The organism is Patescibacteria group bacterium (genome assembly GCA_040390045.1).
Lineage (GTDB): Bacteria > Patescibacteriota > Minisyncoccia > Phycocordibacterales > SIBU01 > SIBU01.
The window spans coordinates 67676-88119 of sequence record JAZJZC010000003.1 but is presented as its reverse complement, the minus strand read 5'-3'; the positions used below and the strand labels follow the sequence as shown (position 1 = coordinate 88119).

General features: G+C 43.6%; 24 protein-coding genes and 6 tRNA genes. 11 read left to right on the top strand and 19 right to left on the bottom strand.

Translation table 11 applies throughout. The features are described from left to right. Positions 1-73 precede the first annotated feature (73 nt). Complete coding sequence (locus V4467_03300) at positions 74-2410, top strand: HAD-IC family P-type ATPase (protein MES2087990.1); 2337 nt, start codon at positions 74-76, stop codon at positions 2408-2410. Between the two features lie 190 nt (positions 2411-2600). Here the strand turns inward: V4467_03300 and V4467_03295 are convergent. From V4467_03295 to V4467_03265, 7 genes are all read right to left on the bottom strand, one after another. Continuing rightward, positions 2601-2671, bottom strand: a tRNA-His gene (locus V4467_03295). Positions 2672-2713: 42 nt separating this feature from the next. Then, positions 2714-3289: a cob(I)yrinic acid a,c-diamide adenosyltransferase gene (locus V4467_03290; GenBank protein ID MES2087989.1), complete on the bottom strand. Its 576-nt coding sequence runs from the start codon at positions 3287-3289 to the stop codon at positions 2714-2716. Positions 3290-3478: 189 nt separating this feature from the next. After that, a tRNA-Leu gene (locus V4467_03285) sits at positions 3479-3560 on the bottom strand. A gap of 93 nt (positions 3561-3653) precedes the next feature. Then, on the bottom strand, positions 3654-4097 hold the full coding sequence (gene rplS / locus V4467_03280; GenBank protein ID MES2087988.1) for a 50S ribosomal protein L19: 444 nt from the start codon (positions 4095-4097) through the stop codon (positions 3654-3656). A 72-nt stretch (positions 4098-4169) separates the two neighbouring features. Further along, entirely contained in the window at positions 4170-5018 is an 849-nt protein-coding gene (locus V4467_03275; protein ID MES2087987.1) for an RluA family pseudouridine synthase, read from the bottom strand. A 75-nt stretch (positions 5019-5093) separates the two neighbouring features. Continuing rightward, entirely contained in the window at positions 5094-5780 is a 687-nt protein-coding gene (gene uppS, locus V4467_03270; GenBank protein MES2087986.1) for a polyprenyl diphosphate synthase, read from the bottom strand. Positions 5781-5783: 3 nt separating this feature from the next. Continuing rightward, positions 5784-6080 carry an acylphosphatase gene (locus tag V4467_03265; protein MES2087985.1) on the bottom strand — a complete coding sequence of 99 codons (297 nt, stop codon included), beginning with the start codon at positions 6078-6080 and terminating at the stop codon, positions 5784-5786. Positions 6081-6139: 59 nt separating this feature from the next. Here V4467_03265 and V4467_03260 point away from each other — a divergent pair. Further along, positions 6140-6213, top strand: a tRNA-Val gene (locus tag V4467_03260). Positions 6214-6705: 492 nt separating this feature from the next. Here V4467_03260 and V4467_03255 read toward each other — a convergent pair. The 8 genes from V4467_03255 to ruvX all read right to left on the bottom strand — a co-directional run bounded on the left by V4467_03255 (position 6706) and on the right by ruvX (position 11006). Then, positions 6706-6780, bottom strand: a tRNA-Arg gene (locus V4467_03255). Between the two features lie 53 nt (positions 6781-6833). After that, positions 6834-7175, bottom strand: coding sequence for a hypothetical protein (locus tag V4467_03250; GenBank protein MES2087984.1), 342 nt, complete (start codon positions 7173-7175; stop codon positions 6834-6836). A 3-nt stretch (positions 7176-7178) separates the two neighbouring features. Next, entirely contained in the window at positions 7179-7763 is a 585-nt protein-coding gene (locus tag V4467_03245; GenBank protein MES2087983.1) for a hypothetical protein, read from the bottom strand. 1 nt (position 7764) lies between these two features. Further along, the gene (locus tag V4467_03240) at positions 7765-8301 is read right to left on the bottom strand and encodes a hypothetical protein (protein MES2087982.1); all 537 of its coding nucleotides are present in this window, start codon (positions 8299-8301) and stop codon (positions 7765-7767) included. Next, positions 8294-9385, bottom strand: coding sequence for a pilus assembly protein PilM (pilM, locus tag V4467_03235; protein ID MES2087981.1), 1092 nt, complete (start codon positions 9383-9385; stop codon positions 8294-8296). The genes V4467_03240 and pilM overlap by 8 nt, the downstream gene beginning before the upstream one ends. A gap of 83 nt (positions 9386-9468) precedes the next feature. Then, a complete protein-coding gene (locus V4467_03230) occupies positions 9469-10062 on the bottom strand; it encodes a VTT domain-containing protein (protein MES2087980.1) in 594 nt (197 codons plus the stop codon). An 88-nt stretch (positions 10063-10150) separates the two neighbouring features. Further along, positions 10151-10528, bottom strand: a complete 378-nt coding sequence (locus V4467_03225) for a hypothetical protein (GenBank protein ID MES2087979.1) — start codon at positions 10526-10528, stop codon at positions 10151-10153. A gap of 94 nt (positions 10529-10622) precedes the next feature. Continuing rightward, positions 10623-11006: a Holliday junction resolvase RuvX gene (gene ruvX / locus V4467_03220; protein MES2087978.1), complete on the bottom strand. Its 384-nt coding sequence runs from the start codon at positions 11004-11006 to the stop codon at positions 10623-10625. Positions 11007-11122: 116 nt separating this feature from the next. Here ruvX and V4467_03215 point away from each other — a divergent pair. The 5 genes from V4467_03215 (at position 11123) to V4467_03195 (ending at position 14134) form a co-directional block, all read left to right on the top strand. Continuing rightward, positions 11123-11209, top strand: a tRNA-Ser gene (locus V4467_03215). 263 nt (positions 11210-11472) lie between these two features. After that, a complete protein-coding gene (locus V4467_03210; protein ID MES2087977.1) occupies positions 11473-12567 on the top strand; it encodes an aminopeptidase P family protein in 1095 nt (364 codons plus the stop codon). A 46-nt stretch (positions 12568-12613) separates the two neighbouring features. Further along, positions 12614-13081, top strand: coding sequence for a hypothetical protein (locus tag V4467_03205; protein ID MES2087976.1), 468 nt, complete (start codon positions 12614-12616; stop codon positions 13079-13081). Positions 13082-13164: 83 nt separating this feature from the next. Then, a tRNA-Arg gene (locus tag V4467_03200) sits at positions 13165-13236 on the top strand. Positions 13237-13537: 301 nt separating this feature from the next. Further along, complete coding sequence (locus V4467_03195) at positions 13538-14134, top strand: methyltransferase (protein ID MES2087975.1); 597 nt, start codon at positions 13538-13540, stop codon at positions 14132-14134. Positions 14135-14577: 443 nt separating this feature from the next. Here the strand turns inward: V4467_03195 and rpsT are convergent, their stop codons facing one another. Then, positions 14578-14841 (bottom strand): 30S ribosomal protein S20, encoded by a 264-nt coding sequence (gene rpsT / locus V4467_03190; GenBank protein MES2087974.1) that lies wholly within the window; start codon positions 14839-14841, stop codon positions 14578-14580. Positions 14842-14961: 120 nt separating this feature from the next. On the opposite strand from rpsT, the gene ruvA reads away from it, so the two are divergent. Next, a complete protein-coding gene (ruvA, locus tag V4467_03185; protein MES2087973.1) occupies positions 14962-15537 on the top strand; it encodes a Holliday junction branch migration protein RuvA in 576 nt (191 codons plus the stop codon). 31 nt (positions 15538-15568) lie between these two features. On the opposite strand, the gene V4467_03180 is transcribed toward ruvA, so the two are convergent. Continuing rightward, the gene (locus V4467_03180; GenBank protein MES2087972.1) at positions 15569-15772 is read right to left on the bottom strand and encodes a hypothetical protein; all 204 of its coding nucleotides are present in this window, start codon (positions 15770-15772) and stop codon (positions 15569-15571) included. 134 nt (positions 15773-15906) lie between these two features. After that, positions 15907-16470: a hypothetical protein gene (locus V4467_03175; GenBank protein ID MES2087971.1), complete on the bottom strand. Its 564-nt coding sequence runs from the start codon at positions 16468-16470 to the stop codon at positions 15907-15909. On the opposite strand from V4467_03175, the gene murE reads away from it, so the two are divergent. From murE to V4467_03160, 3 genes are all read left to right on the top strand, one after another. After that, positions 16469-17755, top strand: coding sequence for a UDP-N-acetylmuramyl-tripeptide synthetase (gene murE / locus V4467_03170; protein ID MES2087970.1), 1287 nt, complete (start codon positions 16469-16471; stop codon positions 17753-17755). The genes V4467_03175 and murE overlap by 2 nt on opposite strands. A 213-nt stretch (positions 17756-17968) precedes the next feature. Beyond that, the gene (mutM, locus tag V4467_03165) at positions 17969-18916 is read left to right on the top strand and encodes a bifunctional DNA-formamidopyrimidine glycosylase/DNA-(apurinic or apyrimidinic site) lyase (GenBank protein ID MES2087969.1); all 948 of its coding nucleotides are present in this window, start codon (positions 17969-17971) and stop codon (positions 18914-18916) included. Positions 18917-18972: 56 nt separating this feature from the next. Continuing rightward, positions 18973-19914, top strand: a complete 942-nt coding sequence (locus tag V4467_03160) for a hypothetical protein (GenBank protein ID MES2087968.1) — start codon at positions 18973-18975, stop codon at positions 19912-19914. Here the strand turns inward: V4467_03160 and V4467_03155 are convergent. Next, positions 19911-20423 carry a TrmH family RNA methyltransferase gene (locus V4467_03155; GenBank protein ID MES2087967.1) on the bottom strand — a complete coding sequence of 171 codons (513 nt, stop codon included), beginning with the start codon at positions 20421-20423 and terminating at the stop codon, positions 19911-19913. The two genes, V4467_03160 and V4467_03155, sit on opposite strands and share 4 nt — an antisense overlap. Between the last annotated feature and the right edge of the window lie 21 nt (positions 20424-20444).

The window sequence follows — 20444 nt, the reverse complement described above, 5'->3', positions numbered from 1 at the left end:
TATTGTAGCAAATTTAATGGTGCACTTGGGCTTTGGAGCTTTTGCCAATGCCACTCTCTGCTATAATTCCAGAATGAAATTAGATTCGCTCAACCTTCGTGATTTGGGATACATCATCTACCGGAATGTATTTCTCATGACGCATGCCATTATTATTGCAGTCGTAATTTTACTTATCGCTTTTGGTAACGTCCGCGCGGGAATTTTTCTTGGCATCATCGTTGTTATAAACTCCTCTCTCGGTTTAATTCAAGACATCAGCGCATGGAGAGCACTTCAGAAATTGCAACTCTTGACCGCGCCACGAGTATTGCGAGTGAAGAAAGATAAAACGGAGGAATTGATTTTGGTGGAGCAGATTAAAAAAGGAGATGTCATTAAACTAAAAATCGGCGATCAGGTCCCTTGTGATAGCAGGGTCCTCAATGCTTTCAACCTAGAAGTAAACGAGGGTTTGATAACCGGAGAATCGGACTCCATTAACAAAAAAGATTCCGACTCGCTTCTTGCCGGCTCGGTTATCACATCAGGCTCGAGCACTATCGAAATCGAAACTCCGTTTACTGAAAGCCGAATTGCTCGAATGACTGAGGGTATTAAAAAATATTCCACGAACGCGAGTTTAATTCAAAAATCATCTGAGAAAATTATAAAAGTTTTCAGTTACATTCTGATTATCTCTTTAGCCTTTGTCGTTACGCGTGGAATCATCCTCCATGAATCGGCAGTAAACGTCGTTCTGGAAATCGGAACCTTAACCAGTATTTTGGTGCCACAAGGTTTGGTGTTTGCTGTCACGTTGTTTTTTGCCTACGGAGCGGCCAACCTGTTCCGCAAGCACGTCTTGCTTCAAGAGGTCAACGCCACAGAGAAACTCGGGCGCATCAAAAATCTTTGCATGGATAAAACCGGCACCATCACCGAAAATATTTTGTCGGTCAAAGATATTTCAGTCCCCGACGGCGTGACAAAAGAAGAAGCACAGGAGCTTTCTGCAGGATACCTTGAAGGTTCGGGCGACTCATCACAAACAGTCGATGCCATTAAAAAGTTTCTCACTAAAAGTTACGGTGGCACAATCTTAAAAGCGCTTCCCTTTTCCTCATGGCGACAATATGGTGCGACACTTCTGAAAAATAGTTCAGGGAAAGGAGAAGTTATTTTCGCGGGGCCTGCACAGATTTTCTTGCCGCACATGGAACGTGAAGAAGAAAAACTCTGGCTGGAAAAACTTTTAGCTGCCCTGGCCACCAAAGGAGAACGCAGTCTATGTTTTTTCCGAGCCTCCGAAGAAACGCCTCTTGAGAGTTTGGACCAAACAAAACTTTCCGTAGTCGCTGTTTTTGTATTTCATAGCGATCTTCGCCCAGGCATTCGCGAAACTATCGATTTTTTCCAAAATCGAGGTGTGAATATTAGAATTATTTCGGGAGATAATCCGGAAACGGCCGCCGCGGTTGCCGCGGCGGCGGGAGTGAAAAATAGCGACACCGTAATCAGTGGTAAAGAATTGAAATTGTGGAACGAGCGAGACTTCGAAACAAAGGTAAAATCCTACGCCATCTTCGCTGGTATTTTGCCAGAACAAAAACGCCAAATTATTGAAGCTTTTAAGAAAGACGGCTTCACGGCCATGATTGGCGACGGCGCTAACGACGCGCTTGCCATCAAAAGCGCCGACCTCGGCATTGCTATGTTTGATGGCGCGCCAGCCATACGAAGTCTCGCGTCAGTTGTTCTCACCAACAACAGTTTTTCCGCGCTCCCCGGAGGAGTTGAATTGGCAGACAACATCATTCGCTACCTTGAAATGTTTTCAAGTATGTTTCTCAGCCAAACCTTCATTGGCCTTTTGTTTTTCATAATCACCAGCATCGCAAACATATCCTACCCACTCACGCCTTTCAACGTCACACTGATCAACTACTGCGTCATCGGTTTACCTGGAGCACTTATTTCGTATTGGGTTGTTCGCTCTCCGGCAAAAGTTCGCAGAGCAAGCGGCGGTTTGTTTTTGAAACGAGTTCTGCCTTTTGCTTTTGCCTCATCAGTCATTCAAACTATTGGGGTGGCCGCGATATTTTTCTTAAATCAAAATTTTTTGAAATTAGCAGAGCCGAACACCCTCGTCTCCTTCGCCTTTATTATTTTTGGTTTCAGTTTCTTCGTCTTCGCGCCAAAAGTTTTCCAAGAAACGGTGACAAGATCGCAAAAAGTGGAAATCCTTTTCCTTGGTATGGCCGAGTTTTTGTTGTTACTGGCAGTCTTCAATATTCCATGGCTTACGATATTCTTCACTGTTGCCACACCAAACATTTCCCTCGCTAATCTAGGTATCATTTTGGGCATTATTTCTCCGCTTTTAGTTGTTCAATACGGTCTTGCGAAATATTTTGGATCTAAAATTTAAGTGACTATCGGGAGCTTCCCTCGAAATTTTTCGGGAGTTTCTCCTTACAGGAGCAGTACACCTTTCCTATTTCTTCGTCATGAGAATGTCTCAGAAATTTAGGAGAAGGTTTTCAACTCCCGACCGGAAGTCGGGTCGCCGACTTCCTTAGTCACACACTCAAAAAGCGGCTCGCGCCGCTTTTATCGTGGGTGACTATCGGGAGTTGAACCCGAACTTATTCCTCCACAGGGAACTGTGCTACCGCTACACCATAGTCACCATCATGAGGAAGCTTACAGCTAAAAGCTAAAAGCTTCAAGCTTATTTGTAATTAGGTGGCTGCTCTTTAATTCCTCCGAAGTGATTACTTAATCTTGCCAAGGCATACAAAAGTGACGAGAGCCGGTTGAGATAGGCCAAAGTTTCAGGTCCAATTTTTTGCTTTCCCTCCTTGTCTAAAGGCATGTTGAAAGATTCAGAAACTGCCACCACTCGCCTTTCCGCTCGTCGGGCGAGAGTACGAGAAACATCAAAAAACGATGCAAGCTCAGTGCCCCCTGAAATAAAAAAAGTTTTGATTGGGGGTAATTCTTTCTCAGCTGCATCAACAAAGGCTTCGACTTCTTTTACTTTTTTCTTTTCAATTTTTTTTGGCGAACCTGCCAATTCGGCTTGAACAATAAAAAGGTTTTGCTGAATACCGTGAACAATTTTCGGGAAGCTGACAGCTTTAAGCTTGTAGCTTAAAGCTTCCGAACGCACCTTGCACAAACCTAAAAAAGAATTGACTTCGTCGAGCGAGCCGAGCGCCTCTGCCACGGCAGAACTCTTACTAATTCTTTGATCGCAGGCAAAAGTTTTAGTGGTTCCTTTGTCTCCAGCGCGAGTGTAGAGCATTAAAGTAGAATAAATTATTAGAGTAACGAAAGTTATTGCCTAGGACAGGAATCTCGAAACTTACAGTTTCAGTACACCTTTTCTGTTTTCTGTTCGTGATTACACTCCAGAAAACTATCAAAGGTCTTCGAGTCCTTATGTAAGCTCTCCCAGAGCTTACATCCCGGCCATACTCGCTTCGCTCGTTTGTGCCCAGGACAGGACTCGAACCTGCATGCCTTACGGCGCTACCACCTCAAGGTAGTAAGTCTACCAATTTCTCCACCTGGGCAAATGTCACCGGCTCATTATGGCACAAAACTTGCCACAGTTTCAACTTTTTAAAAAATCCCCGATTCGCAGAGCGAATCGGGGATTTTTTCTGTTAAGCTTTTGTTTCTTCTGCAGCCTTTTCTGGAACTACTGAGACCTCTTCCACTGTCGGCATCATTCTGGTATTTCTCATTTGTCTGCGAATTTCTTTAGCGGCCTTATCACGAATGTGATAGAGCTTAGCTCGTCGAACTTTAGAGCGGCGCAACACTTCTACTTTTTCAATCGATGGCGCAAAAACAGGGAATATTTTTTCAACTCCAATTCCGTCAATAACTTTTCGTACCGTAAATGTACCGCCAGATTCCTTGCCGTGCTTTCGGGCCAACACCAAACCTTCAAACGCTTGGGTGCGAGTTTTTTCTTTCATTTTATCCTTTTCCATCACCTTTTCAGTGAATTTCTGCCAGACGCGGACAGTGTCTCCAGCGCGAATATCAAGCTTCTTTCGAGCCTCAACGTCGATCGGTGAAATGGTAAAATCGTTGGTTGCCATAGTTGCAGTACTCTATCACAGGTAGATTTAAGACTCAAGACCCGGGCTTTCTTCCTCCTACTGAGCCGGTCTTTATGCAGATTTTAAAGCTAAACCAATTTGCTCAAGAGCATTGATAAAATCTTTAGGATAGGGTGCCTCAACACTGACTTGTTTACCTTTTGGTAAAATAAATTTTATAGAAAACGCGTGAAGTGCCAATCGAGTAAAACCAAAAGCCGCTTCTCTCTTGGGTGCATACAGAGTGTCACAAACAACCGGGTGATTGATAGCTTTGAGGTGAACACGAATTTGATGCGTACGGCCAGTTTTTGGTTTTAATTCCAAAAAAGAAAAACCTTCACTGTCCCCGCCAATCTTTCCCGCAGCAACAGGAATTCTCGCCAAGACTTTATATTCAGTCACAGCCTCACGCTCTGCACCCTTGCCTCCACGTTGCGCCGACCACATTCTAAAATCTTTACGGCTTCGGGAAATTGGCCGGTCAATAACACCTTCGTCTGCCTTGACCACACCGTACACAAATGCTCGGTAAGATTTTTCGACTTCTCGATCTTGGAATTGCTGTTTTAAAAACAAAAAGGTTTTCTGATTTTTTGCAATCACTAAAGCGCCCGATGTGTCGCGGTCAATGCGGTGAACAATGCCGGGACGGTAGATAACAGATTCAGGATTCAAGATTTTGGATTCAGGAATAGAATCGGGAACACCTTGAGCCTTCCCTTCTCCTGAATCTTGAATCTTAAATCTTGAATCTACTTTCAACGGCTCTCCCACTTCTTTAATTTTCGGATAGTGCTCTAAAATCCAATCCACCAGGGTTGGTTCCGTAGTTCTACCGTCTGCGTGTACTACAAGACCAGCCGGCTTGTTTATAACCAATACGTCCTTGTCTTCGTAGAGAATGGAAACATGTAACATGTAACATAAAACATAGAGCATTAGGGACTTTTCTGCAACCCCTTGCTGCATGCTACGTGTTACATGCTCTGTGATTTAGCGCCCCATTCGTCGCTCGCGCTCTGAAAATTCCTCAATTACTTTTTTAAATTCTGCTTCAGAAAAATCTGGCCAAAAAGTTTCCGTGAAAAACAATTCGCTGTAAACGGACTGCCAAGGCAGGAAACCTGAAAGTCGCATCTCTCCTCCGGTGCGGATTATGATATCGGGATCAGCAATACCAGAAGTCCAAAGATTTTTACCAAAAGTTTCTTCACTGACTGATTTTGCTCCTGAATCGATGAGCCTCTGAGTAGCCTGCACAATCTCGGCGCGCCCACCGTAGGACAGTGCCAAGACAAGAGTTGGCCCAGCGAGAGACAGCGTTTCTTTTTCCGCCTTGGCCATAAGCAATTGCAGGTCTGATGAAAAACGCGAAAGCGCACCGACACAGCGTACCCTAATGCCCTGCTTTTTTAATGTTTCTAATTCCGAAGTAAGTACCATCTTAAATAAATCTAATAGGTAGGAAACTTCCGTTTCAGATCGATTCCAATTTTCGGTTGAAAAAGCAAAGACAATCACGTGCTCGACGCCTAAACTTTTTGCCCACCTTAAAACATCTTTCAATTTTTCATATCCTCGCCTATGACCTTCGAGAGTTGGTAACCCACGAGCTTTAGCCCACCGACGATTTCCGTCCATGATGATGCCGACACATTTTGGGGTAGATGTAAGATTCATGACTTAAAACCAATCAGATATATTTCTATATTGAATTCTAAAGTCCTTAAAAACTTGCCTGACTTCTGACCACGACACACGCACCGCATCCACCTTTGAAAAAATGCTGCCCTGTTCTAAATCGGTGATAAATTTTTTAAGCAATTCTTCTTCACCTTGCGCTAAAACATATACCGTGCCATTTGGCACGTTTTCTACGATGCCGGTAAGTTCGAGTCTCCGCGCTTTTCGGCGTGTAAAATCTCGATAGAGAACACCCTGAACTTTTCCTGATACCACACATTCAATCTGACGAATCATAACTCATAGTATAGCAAAATTTGATAATTACTCAGTAATGCTATAATCTATTGTTATCCGCGCGCTTAGCTCAGTTGGTTAGAGCATCGCATTTACACTGCGAGGGTCGGGAGTTCGAATCTCTCAGCGCGCACAACGAACGAAGTGAGTTGTGGCGCTAGGAAGCGTGGGACGCTTCCGTGAGAGATTCGAAGCCCGATTGAGCATTTTTTCTAGTTTCTGAACGTAGAAAAAATCCAATCGCGGGTACTGAAACTGTAAGTTTCGAAATCTCTCAGCGCGCACAAGCCAAAAAATCTCCATGACTGGAGATTTTTTCGGACTTGTGCGAGCCTGAGACATGTTTCGTCAGCAGACAAAACAGTCGAGGCAGGCGAACAGTAGTGAGTGTCGAGAGACTTCGTGAAAATTTTGTTTTGACGAAAACAAAATTATTCCTGACCACAACGAGTCTTTCTTTCGTGACTTTTGTGAGGCGACGGCCGAACAAAAAGTCCTGACCGCAAAATTTGAGTCGCGAGCGAATCTCCCCTTACAAAAGCAGTACCCCAATTTCCTCACGGAGCCAAATCGTTGGCTCCTCTCGGGCACCAAATAAAAAATTCCCTTCCGGGAATTTTTTATTTGGTGCCCTCGGAGGGAATCGAACCCGCATCAATGCCTTAGAAGAGCACTGCTCTATCCATTGAGCTACGAGGGCGTTGGTGAAGTGTAAAGCTAAAATTGAAAAATGTAAAACCAACAACCAGAAACCTACAACGAAGGATCCGGCAGAACTGACCGATCATTTCTAAAAATTTGGAAAGTACCACCTTTAACTTCAAAATAGTTGACCACTGCCCCAAGTTGTTTGCTGAGAGTTTGAGCAGACTTCGCCGTCACTTTCTTGTCATTTTGTGGCAAATCACCACTCACAACGTCGTCGTAAAAAAAGTAACTGTACGCAAAAATCAAAAGCACGGCCACTAAAAAAGAAATTACTATAATTTTCCAGTGCAACAAGGTCTTGGCGCTACGAGAAAGAGGAACCGCCTTTTTTTGAGTGGCTCCAAAAAATTTTCCATAAAAACCCTTGATATCGTTGCTCAATTTCATAATTTATTTAAATTTTAAAAGGCTCATTTTAAAATCCCCCACCCACTGCGGACCTGTGCCTGTAGATTTTTTTTGATTTCCAGAAAGTTCAGCATCAGACTGTTTGCGTATAGCGACATCACCCATAGAAATTTTATATGGGAGAAGCTCTAACAGAGCAAGAAATCGGGATACATTTGACCACGGACCCTGCACCTGCACCTCTAAATTTAAAAGCTCAAAAACACCGGAAGCTGCAGGTGAAGGGTCAATGCTCACCGAAGAAACTTCAAGCGATAGGCCTTCTTCGGTACCAAGAGTTTGTAAAAAATTTAAAAAATTAACTTCACCATCTTTAGCGACGAAATATTCATCAATTTTATTTCGCAGATCAATGGTTTCAGAAATGCTATCCTTGGCCGACACAACAGCTTGATTTTGTTCCTCCAAAGTTTGAATAGAGTTGGCCAACGCTTCAATGTGCTGTTTTTTTTGAGAGATTTGTGAAAACACAAAAACGTATAATGCTATCACCAAAACCGTACCGAGCAATGCTACTGAAAAAAGCTTCCAAACTTTTCCTATTTTTGAAATATCTGATATTTTCATACTACTTTGTGTTGGCTAAAATAGAAAAGTTTATATCAGCCGAAGAGGCAAAATTTGAGGGTGGAACTTCGACCGCAGACAGCCTTGGCTCACGCTCTAACGTCTGCTTAAAAGAAAACAACACGTCTCTATTTTTCGCTTTGCCTAAAATAGAGATGCGCCGAATGCCTTTGTTGGCCTCGCTCATTTCGACACCACTCAACCTAATTCCGGCAATCTTGTTATCCAAAATTTTGCCAAGTAGTTCATATAAATATGTTGGTAGCTTTTCAGCATCAAGCACTGTAATTTTCTCTCGCACCAACTTCAAGACGGTGGCCTGATTATCGCCAGAAACCGAAGTGGCCACTTTTTTCAAATCGGCTTCCCTATTAGTGAGAAAATTCTCTTTTTGATATAAAATGAAAAACGATGGCACAAGAGAAATGAGTGCGACTCCGCCCAGCATCATTAAAAAAACCAAAACAACCACAACGAGCCTCAGGTTGTATTCATACGCCAATCCTTCTTTTTCCTCTGTTGGTAAAAGATTAAACATGCATGTTAATTTCGTCTGGTAAGGCTAGCCCAATGGCGCTGGCATAATTGAGTGAATCTCTAAAACTGATAGATGGTGTGAAATCATCGAATGAAAATGCGTTCTGCCAAACATTGGCGAGTTCAACTGGAATTTTTACTGAGGTCGACAAATATTCACTGAAGCCAACCAAACTGGTGTCGCGACCACACAAAATTATTTTTTCGATTTTTTTGCCAGTAGCCCCCGGAGAATTTCGATGAGTTTGCCAGTACACCGAAAGCTTGTTCACTTCATCTCGTATGCCGGATACTGCGTCTACGAGAGACAAAAATACTTCAGTATTTTCTTTGGCCTTAACAAACCCGCGCTCCTCTTTTATTTTTTTGGCCGCCGGCATATCAACAGCAAAATGTTTAGCGATACCAGCCGTTAAGCTATCGGCGCCGATAGGTATCGTGATGCTAAATTGCACAACGCCACGACTGACAATAGAAAGGTAGGTACTGACTTTGCCAACGTTTACAATCAAAAAAGTTCCGAGATTTTTTGCGGGAACAACAGCGCGACTAATAGCCGTGGCCTCAACTTCAAGGGAAACAGGTTTCAATCCCGCGTCTTTTATAATTTCAAGATACACTTCGACAACCTTAGTAGGCAAGACCGACACGCTAACGTCGACATGATCTGAGTCCGGCTGTCCGGGAATTACCGCAAAATCAAATAAAGAGTCACGAGCGGACACGGGAGCGTTGTCCTCCAAGCGAAATTCGATCGTTTCTCGCAAATCAGTCACTCCAGCTTTAGGAAATTCTGTTTTGAACAAATAGGCTTTTTCTTCAGGAAGTGAAGCGCTGACAAACTCAATCGAAAGGTCTTTCTGTAATTTGCGCAAGACATCAGTGACCACTTTTTTGTCGTTGACATACCCGCCCTTAATAGCGCCGGCAGGAATTTTCCAAAGACCAAAACGCCCTACCCTCAAACCCTTGGGGCCTTTCACAAATTCAATAGCGTGGACAGAACGCTCAGAAATAGCGAGACCCACCGATCTCATTTCTAGAAATTTTGGTATCGGAAAAAATTCTGAGAAACTTTTTTTCATGGTAAATCAAATGACGATCATTTTGAAACTTTACCAATAGTATACTACGTTACGGTGTCTGGCAGAAAGGCAAGCTGTGACTACTAAGATTTTTTACGGAGGTATTCAAATAGCGTAGGAAGAAGGGACACAACAATGATCCCCAAGACGATCGGCAGAATATACCGGTCAATGCTTGGAATAGTTTTTCCAAGCGTGAAGCCTAGAGTTACCATACCTCCCGCCCAAGCCACGCCGCCAATAATGTTATATGAAATAAAGGTTTTATAATCCATGCCACCAACACCAGCTAAAATCGGGGCGAAGGTTCGAACGATCGGGACGAAGCGAGCCAAAATAATAGTTTTTTTGCCGTACTTTTCATAAAAATTTTTCGTGTGTTCAAGATGGGATTTTTTAAACAGCCAAGAATCCTCGCGTGTGAAAAGTTTCGGCCCCACCTTCCGGCCAAAAGCATACCCAACCGAATCCCCCGCGATTGCGGCAAGCACCGTGCCAAATAAAATTACCCAAAAATGTAAATAGCCTTGCGATGCCACAAGACCGGCCGTGAACAACAAGGAATCGCCCGGAAGAAAAAATCCGAAAAACAATCCGGACTCGGCGAAGGCAATCGTGATGATGCCGATAGCGCCGAGGGTTTTGATCAAAAAAATAGGTTCGAGTAAATCAAGCATAGTAATTAGTCGACAGTGAGTAGTTAGTAGTAAATAGGCTAGGCGAATTATTTCACATCTACCCACTACTTACTACCTGCTACTTATACTATTTCGCCTTAGTTCCGGGTGGGATGTCGCCCGAAGGTTCGAGTAATGAAAACTTTCCATCTGGAGTAGAAACCGCAAACAGCATGCCGTTGCTATCAAAACCTCGAATTTTTCTTGGTTCAAGATTGGTAACAAACATGCACTGCTTCCCTACCAAAACAGCCGGGTCAGGAAAATAGGCCGAAATCCCAGAAACAATTTGACGAATATCCCGCACCTCTGCCCCCGTTAGTACACTCGTGCCCGAATCGCTACTGATGGTGTTACCAAAATCAACCGACAACTTTAACAACTTGTCGGTATCCGGAATTTTTTCTGCAGATAAAATCTTGCCGACAGTTATCTCCACTTTTTTAAAGTCTTCAAATGTGATCATACGTTTCAATTTTATTACCTATAACAAATCTGTACAAATATACGAATGGATTTTGATTTGTAAATTCGTAAGTGATTCGCTATTGGTAGTATCGTTATTTAATATTTCTATCTAAAAATGATTGTAAAATAATCGCCGCTGCAGAAGCATCCACTAGTTCCGTTTTCCCCTGCCAGCGCTCAGCTTGAAACGATGTCCAGAATTCGGGTTCAAAATGAATTTCAATTCCGGTAGCTTCTGAAAGATTTTTTTTAAAAATCTCGATGTCTTTCATGATGGCATTTGGCGTGCCGTCGAGATTATTGGATTCGCCCAGAATAATTTTTTCAATTTTTTTATCCGCGATAATACCTACAACTGATGGCAGCAAGCTTTTGTTGTTAGGCAAAATGGCGAGTGGAAATGCCACCTTCCCCGTTTCGTCAGAATACGCAATTCCGACTCGCTTACTTCCATAATCAATTCCTAGAAAAGCCATACAGAACATTATACACGGCGGGAGCACGTAGCATAGAACATGGAGCTGGGATACGTAACATTAATTAAAATTGCAAATCGAGGGTTTTTTGGCTATCATGCCTGAATTGGTAGCGGGGAGGAGTGCCGGAGCGGTCTAACGGAACAGTCTTGAAAACTGTCACATCCGAAAGGGTGTCGTGAGTTCGAATCTCACCTCCTCCGCAAATAAAACCGCCTTTATGGGCGGTTTTAATTTGCGAGAGGAAAGAAAAATCAAAGATTTTTCGTGGGAGATTCGAACGGGTTTTCCGGTCTACGCTCGCACCAGCGAGTGTCGGAAATCCGGCGCCTAGGATTTTTTGAGCGACGGCGAAAAAAATTGTAGGAGAAACTCTCACCTCCTCCGCAACAAAATCGCGCGTCTTTGTGACGGCGATTTTTCTTAAATGAAATGTAAGAAAAATAGAATGTGTTATTGTAACGGGATGATGTCGACTCACCAGCAAAAAATCAAAAAACTTCTTACGGAAGAAGCCTGCGACGCTCTTCTTGTCATAAACTCCGAAGAAAGCGGGCAACCGACAACCCAATATCTGTCGGGCTTTTCGGGCTCCTCTTCAGTCTTGTTGATGTCGAGTAAAAAAAACTTTCTCACAACAGACTCGCGGTATGATGGCCGAGCGCAAAAAGAAGCTGCGGGCTTTACCGTTATAATTTTCAAATCAGGTGACACACTGAGCGGAATCTTAAAAACTCTCGTCAGAAAATTAAACATACAGAAAGTTTTGATTGACGGTTCAGAAACTTTTTATAGTTCCGTTGAGAATATCAAAACTGGCATTCCGGAAATTGAAGTAATTTCTAAAAAAGGAATTTTTCAAAAATTGCGAATCGTCAAAGACTCCCGGGAAATTGCACTCATCCGAAAAGCCGCTGAAATCGCCGTGAAAGGCTTCCTACGTTTAATTCCCGAAATTAAAATTGGTTCGTCAGAAAAATATCTCGCGGCGCGATTGGAAGTTCTTTGCAGGGAAGAAGGTGCCGACAGCATGTCATTCGACACCATCATAGCTTCCGGAAAAAACACCGCGCTTCCCCACTCATCTCCTTCAGACAAAAAATTGCAGACTGGCGACTTGGTCCTCATCGACTGGGGTGTGAAATATAAAGGCTATTGTTCTGACCTCACGAGAACCCTCGCCATGGGAAAAATTTCCCCACGCCTAAAAACCATCTACGAGACAGTTTTGAAATCTCAAGAGTTGGCGTGCTCAAAAGCCCGCGCTGGAATAACAGGAGAGAAACTTGATGCAATCTGTCGAGTTTTTTTAACGAAGCGTGGCTTCGGGAAATATTTCATCCACGCCACTGGCCACGGCATCGGGTTAGAAGTTCACGAACTTCCAATTATTTCTCAAAAGCAAGCCGATCCGCTTCCAGTAGGCGCTGTAGTAACCTGCGAACCTGGAATATACATTCCCAACATTGGCGGAGTTCGCATTGAAGATGATTTGGTGCTCACCAAAAAAGGAGTAATCAATCTAAGCGCGAGCTTAAGCAAAAAATTGCTCATTCTCTAACCCTACTCAACTTCTCAACTTTCTTAAAACAAGGTAAAATAAAGAGATGGAAAATAAAAAAGGTGTTCTCGAGTGGGAAGCCTACGAGTACAACTACACGGAAAAAAGTGCTGATTGGTATTGGGCAGTCGGAATCATCGCCGTCTCTGTCGCAATCACCGCCGTTCTTTTTAACAATGTGCTATTTGCCATCTTTATTATTCTGAGTTTGTGTACCCTGATGCTCTACGCCAACCGCAAGCCAAATCTTTTACCAATTAAACTCGACAACCGAGGCATTCAAGAGGGTAAAATTCGCTATCTCTATTCATCGATAGAATCTTTTTGTGTTGAAGATCAACACGTTGAACATAAAATTATTTTAAAATCAAAAAAGAAATTATTACCCTACATCGTAATTCCGATTCGAGACATTCCTGCCGACACAGTACATGACCACCTTAAAAAATATCTTCCAGAAGAAGAGCATAGTGAGCCGCTCGCCAAAAGAGTTTTAGAATATTTGGGTTTTTAGTGAAGCCACGCGGAACTTCGCAGAACAAACGCGGAAGACGCGGAATTTTACATTTTTTGCTTTTCGTTTTACACTTCACCGACGCTCCCGTCGTTCAATGGATAGGACACTCCCCTGCGAAGGGAGAAATGCAGGTTCGATTCCTGCCGGGAGCACACGAACGCCAGAGAGTGGCTCCCGGCAGGAATCGAACGGCGGAGTATAAAATTTTCAGCAGAAAATTTTTCGAGCCGGTGCCCAGGCAAAACTTTTCGACGGAAAAGTTTTAGCCGAGGGAGATACTCCTGCCATAAAGTTTCAACGAGGAGACCGTCCGTGTAACGGAAGATTTCCTGCCGAGGGAGATACTCCTGCCAAAGAAGATTCTTTGCAAAGAGTTCGATAGCGAAGCGTCTGGCCGGAGAGCCCGTGAATTAAGTCGTTGTCAAAATACCTTATAATAAAATTGCTTTCCCCATGCCCACCATCCCCATCACCGACCTAAAAAAAGATCTTATATTCAACGCCACGCTCCGCGGTCTGCCTTTTACTTTTGCCACCACTTGGGGACTCTTTAGCCCTGAAAAAATTGATGAGGGTACAAAAGTACTTCTGGAGAAAATTGACTTGAAAGAAAACCAAACCGGCGAAATTCTTGATCTCGGCTGTGGCTACGGTCCACTCGGCATTCCTCTCGCCAAACTTTACCCGAACACAACCGTCCACATGATTGATAAAGATTTCGTGGCAATTGCATACGCCAAAAAGAATGCTGTGCAAAACAGCGCAACAAATACACAAACCTATCTCAGCAACGGCTTTGACCAAGTGCCAAAAAACATTCAGTTCCAAACCATTGTCTCCAACCTCCCCGCCAAAATCAGCAAAGAATTTTTCTGGATCCTTTTTGAAGAAGCGCATCAGCACTTATTGCCCGGCGGAGAATTTTACGTTGTGACTATTTCTGGTCTCAGCCGATTTATCGAGAAAAATTTCAATAAAATTTTTGGAAATTACGAACTGCTCGCAAACAAAGGCACCTACTTCGTGGCGAAAACAACAAAACAGAATTAAAGTTCATGGACGTCAAGAGTTTCAGAGTTGCTTCGTAGATAGTGAGTGATACTATTAAATAGGAAACTAAACGAAGGCGTGTGTATGGAACCAATAAGAAACTTTTCACTTGGCCCATCACAAGTTGTAGTGACCTGTGATCGTTGCGGAATGATTATTCCGGAAACGGATGCTGGCCATCAAAATGGGAACTTCCTGTTCTGCGGTGCCAACTGTGACTGGTTATACTGGGAGAGACACTCAGACCAAGGCAGTCAGTCTATCCCCGCACACAGAACAAGGGGTCAGATAACGTCTCTTCGCAGATAGTAAAACGGCACCCTCTCGGATGCCGTCTTTTTTTAATTATTGCGACAAGCGAGGAGCGCGTGGAAAATTCAGATTTCACACAGCGTCCGAGTCGAAGTCGCAACAAGGGGTAATCCCCCTCCCGTCCTTACCCCTTATTTCGCTGCTGCAAACCATCGTGCCACCTGAGACTTCTTTCGTGAAGCAGTATTTCGGTGGAGAGTGTTCATCTTGGTTGCCTTGTCGATTGCTTGATACGCTTTCGGTACAAGTTTCTGAGCTTCAGCAATTTTCTTAGCTCCGATAAGAGTCTTGATTTCCTTGATAATTTTTCGGACGGCATCAGCGCGACGCGTGTTGAATACTCGCTTTCTAAGCGATACTCGGTGGGCTTTTTTTGCTGAAGATGTAATGGCCATTGTTTAAAGAGGCTTTCAGCTGTTAGCTTGTAGCTGTTAGCTCAAACACACTAACAAATATCGGAGAAAAAGGCAATCTCAATACTTTATACTTAATACAATATACCTTATACTTAGCCGATGATTTCTCACTTAACCGGAAAAGTAATCCATATCGACGAACGATTCGTTATCCTAGAAACGGCCGGCGTTGGCTATAAAGTCTTCACTTCTTCTGAAACCTTACACAACATCGGAAAAAATCCCGAGCGGGTAAGTCTCTGGACCTATCTCGCCGTCCGAGAAAACGCGCTTGATCTGTATGGCTTTATCGAAAAAACTGAACTCGACTTTTTTGAACTCCTTATTACCATTTCCGGCATCGGTCCTAAAACCGCTATCGGCATTTTGAGTGTCACGACGGTTAAAAACCTCAGACAAGCGATTGGCACGGGCGAAACCGCGCACCTGACAAAAATTTCCGGCATCGGTAAAAAAATTGCTGAGAAAATTGTGCTAGAACTCCGAGACAAAATTGATTTTCTGGATAGTGAAAAAGATGCCGGCGTAATGCGTGACGAATCAGATGCCATTGAAGGTCTTATGGCGCTGGGCTACCAAGAACGTGAAGCTCGTGAAGCTTTGAAAAAACTGCCGAAAGAAATTACGAAACCAAGTGACAAAATTAAACAGGCGTTGAAATTGCTTGGAAAGTAATTAGTGAAAAGAAAAAGGAGTAGTTTGAAAACTACCCCAGGGGATCACTCGAACCTTTTTCGAAACCAAAAAGACCAGAGAACAAAGCCGCCAAAAACAGCATCACATACTGCTCGGCATAGTTTGGATGTCCGAGCCATCGATCAATGGCAGGAACAATGTTCGCCAGAAAGAGCGAAGGGACAAAGAGCATCATGGCCCAACCAACAATGCTTAGCCGACTAAAAAAGTTCATAATTTTCAACCGTAACTAACCCACATAAATACCACAAAAATTGGATTTTTGTAAATGTCTAGAGAGGCTTATAAAAAACAAAAAACCACAGCATGTAACTGTGGTTGTATAAAACTAACGGAAATCTGACCCAACTACTCCCCGGATGTATCTCTGAGACCGCCCAGGATGTCGGAAATAATGCTCGCAAAAGGCGATGCTTTTTCGGCGCCGACGGCGATACTCAGAGCTTTGCTCAGGCCCCGAATTTCGCCAGCGGTCGTTGCCTTGAGGTGCTCGAGTTCCTTTTCGAGCTCCTGGCAACGTGTCGTGACGGCGGTCAAGTTACTCTGCGCTTGTCGGCACTCTTGCATGGACTGGCTGGCGCGAGCTTCAGCGTCATTCCAGCTTCGCTTGAGTTCTTCGTTGGCCTCGCGCAAATGCCCACCTTCCTTCACGAGGCCCAATAAGCGCTGGATTTCCTTCCGAAGATGGGCCTTCGTCGTTTGCTTATCCGCCTCCGCGTTTGCTCGCATCATATCTCCTCTTGTACTCATTTTATTTCTTTGTGTTGGCTCCCTATGCACAAAACAACTTGCCCAGACTAGGGTTAGCTGTTTTTTGCTTGAGAGCGGTTCTGTTGCAGGCCACAAATTAGCACTAAATACAGAGAGTGTCAATAGTCGTGTTTTATTGGTATGGCGGTATGATATCGACATGGAAAAAGTCTTTCGAATCGCTAAAAAAATCATCCCTGTAAAAATTTTTAAACTGTTTCAACCGGCCTATCACTATTTGCTCGCCTTGTTGGGTGCAATGATGTACCACTTCCCCGCCCAGCACACCAAGGTTATTGCGGTGACAGGAACCAAGGGCAAAAGTTCGGTGGTTGAACTAACTAACGCCATTTTGGAAGAAGCGGGATTTAAAACCGCGGTGCTTGGAACAATCCGATTTAAAATCGGCGAGCGAAGCAAGCCGAACCTTCATAAAATGACAACGCCGGGAAGATTTTTTGTTCAGAAATTTTTACGTGATGCAGTCACCGCTAAATGCGATTATGCCGTTGTTGAAATGACATCAGAAGCTGCGCGACAATTCCGTCACAAATTTATTGCCTTCGACGCCCTCATTTTCACCAATCTTTCTCCGGAGCACATCGAATCCCACGGTTCCTATGAAAAATATGTCGAAGCAAAACTCTCAATCGGAAAAGCCTTGGAAAAATCTTCGAAAAAAGATCGAGTGCTTGTGGTTAATGGTGACGAAAAAGAATCGATGCGATTTTTGGCACTCGACATACCAAAAAAGCTAAGCTACGGACTCAAAGACGCTGTTCCCTATGGCGTTGACGATGGCAAAATGTCATTTATGCTTGATGGTAAAAAAATCAACACCCACCTGAAAGGTATTTTCAACATTTATAATTGCCTCGCCGCGGCCACGTTCGCCAAAAGTCAAAACATTTCAACTGACACAATTAAAAATGCGTTAGAGAAAGTGGAAATTATAAAGGGACGAGTTGAGCACGTTGTGCTCGGCCCACTCGACCCAGCTCGGGGTAAACAGGATTTTGAAGTTGTTGTTGATTACGCGCATACAGCAGATTCCATGGAAAAGTTTTACCAAATTTTTGATGGCAAGAAAAAGATTTGTGTATTTGGCGCCACTGGCGGCGGAAGAGACACCTGGAAACGAAAAGAAATGGGACGCGTGGCTGACACCTACTGTGATGAAATTATCCTAACTGATGACGACGCCTATGACGAAGATCCTGAAAAAATCGCCAAAGAAATCGCCGAAGGCATAACCAAAAAACTTCCTAAAATTATTGTTGATCGAAGAGAGGCGATTGCCGCCGCGCTCCGCGCGGCGGCCCCAGGCTCAGTGGTCTTAATCACCGGTAAAGGTACCGACCCCTTCCTTATGGGTCCGAATGGTAAAAAATTACCGTGGAGCGACGTTGATGTTGCAAAGGAAGAGTTGGCAAAAATCAAAAGTTAAAAACTATTTTGCATTTCTTTACCCCAGTATTATTTTTGTGTAGTATCTTTACAAACAAAGCGCTTCGCCCGGCAAGGGTTGCGCTATTCGCGCCCGCGCTTTGTGTTTTCAATACGCTTAAAGTGGTTTTGTGTTACAAATTACAACATGATTGCTGCAAAAATAATACGGGGTGGCGATTTTTATAGTCGCTTCGCTTCTTAAAAATCAGCCATGCCCGAACTACCTGAAGTCCACACCACAGCCACCATGCTCAATTCGCTCATTAAGGGTTTGCGAATTGTTTCTACGTGGACCGATTACAAAAGTCCGAGTCATGCTGGTAAAGACGATATTAAAAACCCAAAATTTTTCGCGGACTTTGCCAAAAAAGTTTCAGACACCACATTCACTAAAATTTATCGCCGTGGGAAAAACGTCCTCCTTGAACTCGACAACAATCAAACAATACTGATTCACATGAAAATGACTGGACACATCCTATATGGAACATATAGGAAAATTCGAAGCACGAAATCCGAAATTCGAAACAAAACCAAATCAAAGGAGCGCTGGAAATCGGCAGAGGCGGGACCACTCGGAGATTTCAGAAACCAATTCCTTCATTTAGTTTTTACACTTTCAGATGGCAAACATCTGGCGCTTTCTGATATGAGAAAATTCGCCAAGGTAACACTCATTTCCACAAGCGAAATCGCCACTTCATCACACCTCGAAAGCATTGGCCCCGAGCCTCTTGAAAAAAGTTTCAACCTCGCAAGGTTCACTGAGCGCCTCCTCTGCAAACCAACGGGAAAAATCAAACAAGTGTTAATGAACCCCGAAGTAGTCGCCGGCATTGGAAATATTTACTCGGATGAAATGCTCTATCTTGCAGGAATTCACCCACTAAGTACTGTTAAAAAAGTGCCCCAAAAATCTTTGGAAAAACTTTTCGATGCGATGAAGCTTGTCCTCGAAAAAGGTATCGATTTTGGCGGAGACTCTACTTCCGACTATCGCAACCCGTTAGGAGAATTCGGCAAATTCCACCATCACCACAGCGCCTACCGAAAAACCGGCCAGCCTTGCGAAAAGAAAAACTGCGGGGGAACGATTAGAAAAATAAAACTCGGTGGCCGAAGCGCTCATTTTTGCGATAGGCATCAAATTCAATACTAAAATTTTCCTTTCCTCGGTCGTTTTCCTTTGTAATTTCTGTCGTGTATAATTCGCCTATGAACGAAGATGTTAAATGGTTATTAGGAATTGTCGTGCTTTTCTTTTTCTTTTGGTTTGTCTCAGGTGGTCCAACCAGTAATTCAGGAGTTTCAAATCAAAATACTACTCAGGAATCAACTAATACGGCGGACATTCAACATGTCGGCTCCAACTCTTCCAGCGTGTACGGCAACCAACTCAACGCCAACGAAATTCAGCAAAATTTGCAGGATGCCGGCCTCAAAGCTAATGAAATTCAGGCCGAAATCGACGCCTTGCAACAGGCAAGCCAAGCTTCCCCACTAACTGGCAAACTTTCCATCGCTGGCGTCAGTGAAGGCACTGGGGCAGTCGGTAGTGAATACGTAGTCGTACAAGCAAGTACCGCAAACACAAGCCAAGTTTTGCTTACCGGTCTTAGACTTCAAAGTTCGGCAAGTGGTGCGGGTGTTACTATTCCCAGAGGAGCAAAATTACCATTTCAAAATCAGCTCAACGTAGAGGAACCAATCTATCTAAAACCAGGAGAAATGGCTTACATCATTACGGGAGGATCTCCGCTTGGCATTTCGTTCAAACCAAACATGTGTACAGGTTTTTTCAATCAATACCAATCGTTTTATCCAGGCCTTCCAAGTCGCTGTCCCGGACCTCGTGAATCAGATCTACCAAACGGGCCATATCAATTTAACGATGCGTGTCGAGACTACATTAGTTCACTTCCAGGGTGTTACGTCATCACTGACCCACCGAACGACATTTCACCTGAATGCCAAAAATTTGTCACTGAAGAGTTGAGCTATACAAAATGCGTCAACAGATATAAAAACGATCCTGATTTCTATGATCCTGATTGGAGAGTCTATCTCAACCGAAGTTCTGTTTTGTGGAAAGACCGGAGAGAGCTCATTAAACTGTTGGACCAAAATGGAAAAACCATTGACGCCATCACCTATTAATCCAAAAACTGCGCGAGCGCAATCCCGACAGCAACAGAAACGTTCAGCGATTCCTTGCTTCCTTTCATTGGGATTTCAGCGATGATGTCGCTCCTCTTTAAAATTTTTTCAGAAACCCCCTCAACTTCGTTTCCAAAAATAAAAGCCACTGGGTAAGAAATTTCTATTTTTCGGTAGTCCTTTGAATTTGAAGCCTGCTCAACGGCCACAACACTAACGTTTTGTTTTTTGAATTTGCTTAAAAGTTTTGAAAGATCCGACACATGCTCCCACGCTACCAAATTTTCCGCTCCAAGTGAAACCTTGGCGAAGTCTTTCCGCACACGGTCAAAACGATCTTTCGGTGTTGGGGTAACACCTACCAAAAATATTTTGGACACACCCAAACAATCCGCCGTCCGAAAAATCGAGCCTACGTTGTGGACACTTCTTATATTATCGAGAACAAGATACACTCTTTGTTTTTCAGCTTCTTTTTGTGCCTCACGCTGTACATTTCGAATTTTCATTTCAGTATGCTACCATATTGG

Excerpts from the sequence above, each read along its gene's own strand:
- V4467_03275 (MES2087987.1), bottom strand. The coding sequence starts at position 5,018 with ATGTTACATGTTTCCATTCTCTACGAAGACAAGGACGTATTGGTTATA.
- ruvA (MES2087973.1), top strand. The coding sequence starts at position 14,962 with ATGATTTCTCACTTAACCGGAAAAGTAATCCATATCGACGAACGATTC.
- rplS (MES2087988.1), bottom strand. The coding sequence starts at position 4,097 with ATGGCAACCAACGATTTTACCATTTCACCGATCGACGTTGAGGCTCGA.
- V4467_03210 (MES2087977.1), top strand. The coding sequence starts at position 11,473 with ATGATGTCGACTCACCAGCAAAAAATCAAAAAACTTCTTACGGAAGAA.
- V4467_03240 (MES2087982.1), bottom strand. The coding sequence starts at position 8,301 with ATGTTTAATCTTTTACCAACAGAGGAAAAAGAAGGATTGGCGTATGAA.
- murE (MES2087970.1), top strand. The coding sequence starts at position 16,469 with ATGGAAAAAGTCTTTCGAATCGCTAAAAAAATCATCCCTGTAAAAATT.
- ruvX (MES2087978.1), bottom strand. The coding sequence starts at position 11,006 with ATGGCTTTTCTAGGAATTGATTATGGAAGTAAGCGAGTCGGAATTGCG.
- V4467_03175 (MES2087971.1), bottom strand. The coding sequence starts at position 16,470 with ATGTCGATATCATACCGCCATACCAATAAAACACGACTATTGACACTC.
- V4467_03290 (MES2087989.1), bottom strand. The coding sequence starts at position 3,289 with ATGCTCTACACTCGCGCTGGAGACAAAGGAACCACTAAAACTTTTGCC.
- uppS (MES2087986.1), bottom strand. The coding sequence starts at position 5,780 with ATGAATCTTACATCTACCCCAAAATGTGTCGGCATCATCATGGACGGA.
- mutM (MES2087969.1), top strand. The coding sequence starts at position 17,969 with ATGCCCGAACTACCTGAAGTCCACACCACAGCCACCATGCTCAATTCG.
- V4467_03160 (MES2087968.1), top strand. The coding sequence starts at position 18,973 with ATGAACGAAGATGTTAAATGGTTATTAGGAATTGTCGTGCTTTTCTTT.
- V4467_03205 (MES2087976.1), top strand. The coding sequence starts at position 12,614 with ATGGAAAATAAAAAAGGTGTTCTCGAGTGGGAAGCCTACGAGTACAAC.
- V4467_03155 (MES2087967.1), bottom strand. The coding sequence starts at position 20,423 with ATGAAAATTCGAAATGTACAGCGTGAGGCACAAAAAGAAGCTGAAAAA.
- V4467_03265 (MES2087985.1), bottom strand. The coding sequence starts at position 6,080 with ATGATTCGTCAGATTGAATGTGTGGTATCAGGAAAAGTTCAGGGTGTT.
- V4467_03225 (MES2087979.1), bottom strand. The coding sequence starts at position 10,528 with ATGATCACATTTGAAGACTTTAAAAAAGTGGAGATAACTGTCGGCAAG.
- V4467_03250 (MES2087984.1), bottom strand. The coding sequence starts at position 7,175 with ATGAAATTGAGCAACGATATCAAGGGTTTTTATGGAAAATTTTTTGGA.
- pilM (MES2087981.1), bottom strand. The coding sequence starts at position 9,385 with ATGAAAAAAAGTTTCTCAGAATTTTTTCCGATACCAAAATTTCTAGAA.
- rpsT (MES2087974.1), bottom strand. The coding sequence starts at position 14,841 with ATGGCCATTACATCTTCAGCAAAAAAAGCCCACCGAGTATCGCTTAGA.
- V4467_03245 (MES2087983.1), bottom strand. The coding sequence starts at position 7,763 with ATGAAAATATCAGATATTTCAAAAATAGGAAAAGTTTGGAAGCTTTTT.
- V4467_03300 (MES2087990.1), top strand. The coding sequence starts at position 74 with ATGAAATTAGATTCGCTCAACCTTCGTGATTTGGGATACATCATCTAC.
- V4467_03195 (MES2087975.1), top strand. The coding sequence starts at position 13,538 with ATGCCCACCATCCCCATCACCGACCTAAAAAAAGATCTTATATTCAAC.
- V4467_03230 (MES2087980.1), bottom strand. The coding sequence starts at position 10,062 with ATGCTTGATTTACTCGAACCTATTTTTTTGATCAAAACCCTCGGCGCT.
- V4467_03180 (MES2087972.1), bottom strand. The coding sequence starts at position 15,772 with ATGAACTTTTTTAGTCGGCTAAGCATTGTTGGTTGGGCCATGATGCTC.